Origin of the sequence: Psychrobacter sp. (assembly GCF_036731945.1) — a bacterium.
Taxonomy (GTDB): domain Bacteria; phylum Pseudomonadota; class Gammaproteobacteria; order Pseudomonadales; family Moraxellaceae; genus Psychrobacter.
In genome coordinates this window covers 9118-13601 of sequence record NZ_DAINDI010000074.1, presented here as the reverse complement: position 1 = coordinate 13601, position 4484 = coordinate 9118, and the positions used below count along the sequence as shown (strand labels likewise).

Below are 4484 nucleotides of genomic sequence, written 5' to 3'. Positions count from 1 at the left end.
GACTGAAATAACCCGGGTCATAAATGGTCGTTTCCCAATCTCGTAGGCCGTAGTGAATACCGCCCAAACCCTCAAAAGGTTTAATGGTTGAGCCGGGCGGATACGTCCCTTGTAGCGCGCGGTTATAAAGGGGCTGATCAACATCATCACGCAGAGCGCCGTAGTCCTTAAAAGAGATGCCCGAAATAAAAGGATTGGGATCGTAGCTTGGGTTACTAACAAAAGCCAAAACATCGCCGTTTTTTGGGTCGATAGCGACAATAGCGCCGCGGCGACCATCAAGCTGCTGCTGCGCAATGGTTTGCAAGCCATAATCTAGACTAAGCGTGATGTCATTGCCCGCAATGGGCGCTTTGGTATCAAGTTGACGTAGAATATTGCCATGAGCATCGGTTTCTACCGACTGATAACCGGGCTGTCCGAGCAATATATCTTCATAAAAATCTTCAATACCAATTTTACCGATAAGATCAGTGCCCGCGTAGCGATCCTTATTGATTTGCTTGGATTCTTTATCGTTAATACGTCCGACATAGCCAATCACATGGGCAAATAGCTCATCGTAAGGGTACGAGCGCGTGAGTTTACTCTGAATACTGATGCCACGAAAAAAAGGCTGACGTTCACTAAACTGCGCCAATTGCGCTTCGGTCAAATCAATTTTGATGGTCACCGGGTCGTTTTTAGTTTTGCTAACGCGGGCCAAAATATCGGTAATGTCTTTTTCGGTAAGATCAAAAATGGGCGCGAGCAGATTGAGCGTGCGCTCTGGATCTTCGACTTCGTCAGGGCTAAGCATGGCGGTAAATACAGGCTGATTGTCAGCGAGAATCACACCGTTACGGTCGTAAATATAACCGCGACTGGGCGGCGCAGAGATGAGCTTGATGCGATTGTTATCGGCTTGGGTAGTGTACTTATCATGAGCATACACTTGTAGATAACCGTAACGCGCGATCAAACCCAACAAGCCCATAAACATGAACAGCCCAAGGATAATAATACGGCTGGTAAAAATACGATTGACCTGTTCGGTATCGGACGCGAGCGGTTTGTTCATATAAAGTCAGTACCCAGACAGTCAGTGAATCGGTCGTTGATAAATTGATGATTAATTAAGCACAGATAAATAAAGCCAAGAAAGATACAGTCATTTCTTTGTTTATCTAAAGCGGGGTGAGCATAAAGGATAAGACAAAGTATTTCAATAACATAGCGCGATGATTTATCAATAAAAAGGTCAAATAATTTACTTGCCGTATTCAGCTAGCCAGTAATATTAAGCAACCGTAAATTATAACAGAACAAAAACTTGGGCGCAGTAAGCAGTCGTCTATTTTGTGAGGAGCGTTATTGCCATGATCGTCATTGTTCTTTAGGTATTTTTAACATCATTAAATGATAGGAAAGGTTTAGGATGGTGAGTAGGGCGCAAAACGTGTCATCGCTAGTCACAACTTGCCAAGGCTTGATATGTGCTAATAAATAGCAAGTATGCTAAAATCAGGCGATTTATTTTAGCCACTTATCGCATCTATAGCGTTATTTAATTCAGTGGTTATTGAGGATAGAGCGTTTTTATTGAGCGTTCTTAATCGACTAAGGGTATTTGCTTAACAACGACCATCATCACCTCAAGGATAATTAGAGTCATGGATGCAAATTCATTGTGGCAGACGATAGCGGAACACCCAGAGTTTTTTGCTATGTTGACCATTCCACCAGTGACTGCATTTGTCACTTGGATACACGTGTGGATGGCACTCAAGATGCTATTTTATCCGATTAAATTTTGGGGTATTCGGATTCCAAACTTTCCATTCTTTGGTTTGCCGGGATTGGGTTGGCAAGGAATTGTGCCACGTAAGGCAGGCAAGATATCGGGCGTGATTGTTGATCAGACGCTCTCAAAGCTGGGTTCGCTCGATGAGTTTTTTCAGGCGATGGAGCCAGAACAGATGGCGGTATTTATCACCGATACGGTCGATGAAAACCTTGAGAGTTTGATTGATGAGATTATGCTTGACCATTCGCCAGCGCTGTGGGGCAATCTGCCTTATGCATTAAAGCGCCGCGTTTATGCCCAAGCGCATCAAGAGTTGCCAAATATTATGCAATCCTTGGTGACCGATTTGACCTATCACGTCGAAGATTTGGTCGATATGCGCAAAATGATTGTCAATAAAATGGAAAGCGACCGGCGTTTGATGGTCAATATGTTTTTAAAAGTGGGGCAAAAAGAGATTGATTTTATCTGGCATATCAGTGCTTTGATTGGCCTCGTATTCGGTATTATCCAAATGTTTATATTTTTGGTGGTACCGCAGCATTGGACGGTACCGTTTTTTGCCGCTATTTGGGGGTTTTTGACCAACTGGATTGCGATTTGGATGGTGTTTAACCCCGTTGAGCCACGTTTTATTCCGTATGTGAAGTTTTTTGCGCTACAAAACCGTTTCCCATTTATTAAGCCGCAACTGCCGCATATCGCGCAGTACCGTTTCCAAGGCGGCTTTATGAAGCGCCAAGAGGAAGTATCTGAAGTTTTTGCTGAGATTGTGGTCAAAGATTTGGTCACTTTAGAAAACATCATGAATGAGATGATGTACGGTGACCGCGCTGCCGAAACGCGTGAGTTGATGAAATCGCATTTGTATAAAGTGTTAGAATCGCCGGTCATTAGTACCACATTGCGGGTTGGACTGGGTCGCCGCGAGTTTGGGCAATTGAAAAATACCATTATCGACAAATCCATCGTCGCGACTATGGTGCCACTGCGAGACCCTGAGCTTAATGAAAGCCGTGCCAGTAAAATATTTGGGCTGTTTCGCGATCGTATTCGCGCGCTATCCCCTGATGAGTTTCAAAACCTATTGCGTCCCGCTTTTCGTGAAGATGAGATGACGCTGATTATACTCGGTGGTTTGACAGGGTTCTTGGCAGGTTGGTTGCATTTGGTCTTGGTGTTTTTCCCTGCTATGCAGTGAGAAAGGGCTTTTATGTTCTTTACACATATCGCCTACAGAGTGGATACAGAAACGTGACAAGTTGACGCTAATGTACCATGCTGTAAGTCTTCTAAGCTGCAATGGCTGATAGCTACAGATGCAGAAAAAAGCATGACAATGACGGCGCAATGTCTAAAAGTAACGACTATTGACTATTCTCAGACGCATTAAAAATACTGCTTTCTAAAATAAACAATGACCGTATTAAGGTAAACAAGGTTAGACCGTATGTTAATCACAGAATTGGGTTATTTTGCCTTGCTGGCCGCCTTTGTATTGGCGATTTTGCAGGTGGTATTACCAACCATTGGTGTCATGAACGACCACGTTGCCTGGCAGCGCCTTGCTCCGAGTTTAGCGTGGGCGCAGTTTGCGGCCATGATTGTCTCGTTTGGGTCATTAATGGCAGGCTTTTATTTTAATGATTTTAGCTTGGTTTATGTCACCCAGCACTCTAATACCTTGTTGCCTTGGTATTATAAATTGTCGGCGACGTGGGGCGGGCATGAAGGTTCGCTGCTGCTATGGATGACCATTATGGCCACTTGGTGTGCCTTGGTCTCTTACTTTAGCCGTGGCTTGCCGCTGAGCATGCGCGCCCGCGTACTGGTGATATTGGCTGGCGTGCAAGTGATGATGCTGGCAATGTTAATCTTTACCTCATCACCGTTTGATCGCACTTTACCAAATTTACCCGTCGATGGCGCCGATTTAAACCCTCTGCTACAGGATTTTGGTTTGGTTATCCACCCGCCAATGCTGTATATGGGCTATGTGGGTATGGCTGTGCCATTTGCGTTTTGTATGGCGGCATTATGGGAAGGACGTTTGGACGCTGTCTGGACCCGCTGGTCGCGTCCATGGGCACTGGCGGCGTGGGGCTTTTTGACCGTTGGTATCGCACTTGGTTCTTGGTGGGCTTATTATGAGCTTGGCTGGGGCGGTTGGTGGTTTTGGGATCCAGTAGAGAACGCCTCACTGATGCCTTGGCTTGCTGGCTTAGCTTTGCTGCATTCATTGGCCGTGACCGAAAAGCGCGGGGTCTTTAAAGCGTGGACCATTATGCTGGCCATTTTTGCTTTTGCCTTGAGTCTTTTGGGCACCTTCCTTGTGCGCTCAGGCGTTATTACCTCGGTGCATTCATTTGCAGCCGACCCAACGCGTGGTCTGGTTATTTTGGTGATTCTGGGTATTATCGTCGGTGGCGGACTGTTGATGTTTGCTGTACGCGGTTGGCGTTTGACGGTTGAAAGTCAGTATCAGCTTATATCGCGTGAATCATTTTTAGTTATTAATAACGTGATTATTTTAATCTCAACCTTAGTCGTTCTGCTTGGTACGCTATATCCTATTATCGCTGACTCCTTTAATTTGGGTCAGGTCTCTGTTGGTCCTCCGTACTTTAATGCGCTCTTTGTACCTTTAGCGTGGCTACTGTTAGTAGCAATGGGTATGGGTTCTAACATTCGCTGGAAA

General features: G+C 45.3%; 3 protein-coding genes. 2 read left to right on the top strand and 1 reads right to left on the bottom strand.

Annotated elements, in window-relative coordinates; translation table 11 throughout:
• Window positions 1–1060 (bottom strand): penicillin-binding transpeptidase domain-containing protein (locus V7D75_RS12610; RefSeq protein ID WP_333614827.1); only part of this gene is annotated, 1060 nt, incomplete at its 3' end.
• A 592-nt stretch (window positions 1061–1652) separates the two neighbouring features.
• Between V7D75_RS12610 and V7D75_RS12605 the strand changes: the two genes are divergently transcribed.
• On the top strand, window positions 1653–2987 hold the full coding sequence (locus tag V7D75_RS12605; RefSeq protein ID WP_193031309.1) for a hypothetical protein: 1335 nt from the start codon (window positions 1653–1655) through the stop codon (window positions 2985–2987).
• A gap of 249 nt (window positions 2988–3236) precedes the next feature.
• The coding region (locus V7D75_RS12600; RefSeq protein ID WP_333614826.1) for a heme lyase CcmF/NrfE family subunit at window positions 3237–4484 on the top strand (1248 nt) is incomplete at its 3' end.

Excerpts from the sequence above, each read along its gene's own strand:
- V7D75_RS12605 (WP_193031309.1), top strand. The coding sequence starts at position 1,653 with ATGGATGCAAATTCATTGTGGCAGACGATAGCGGAACACCCAGAGTTT.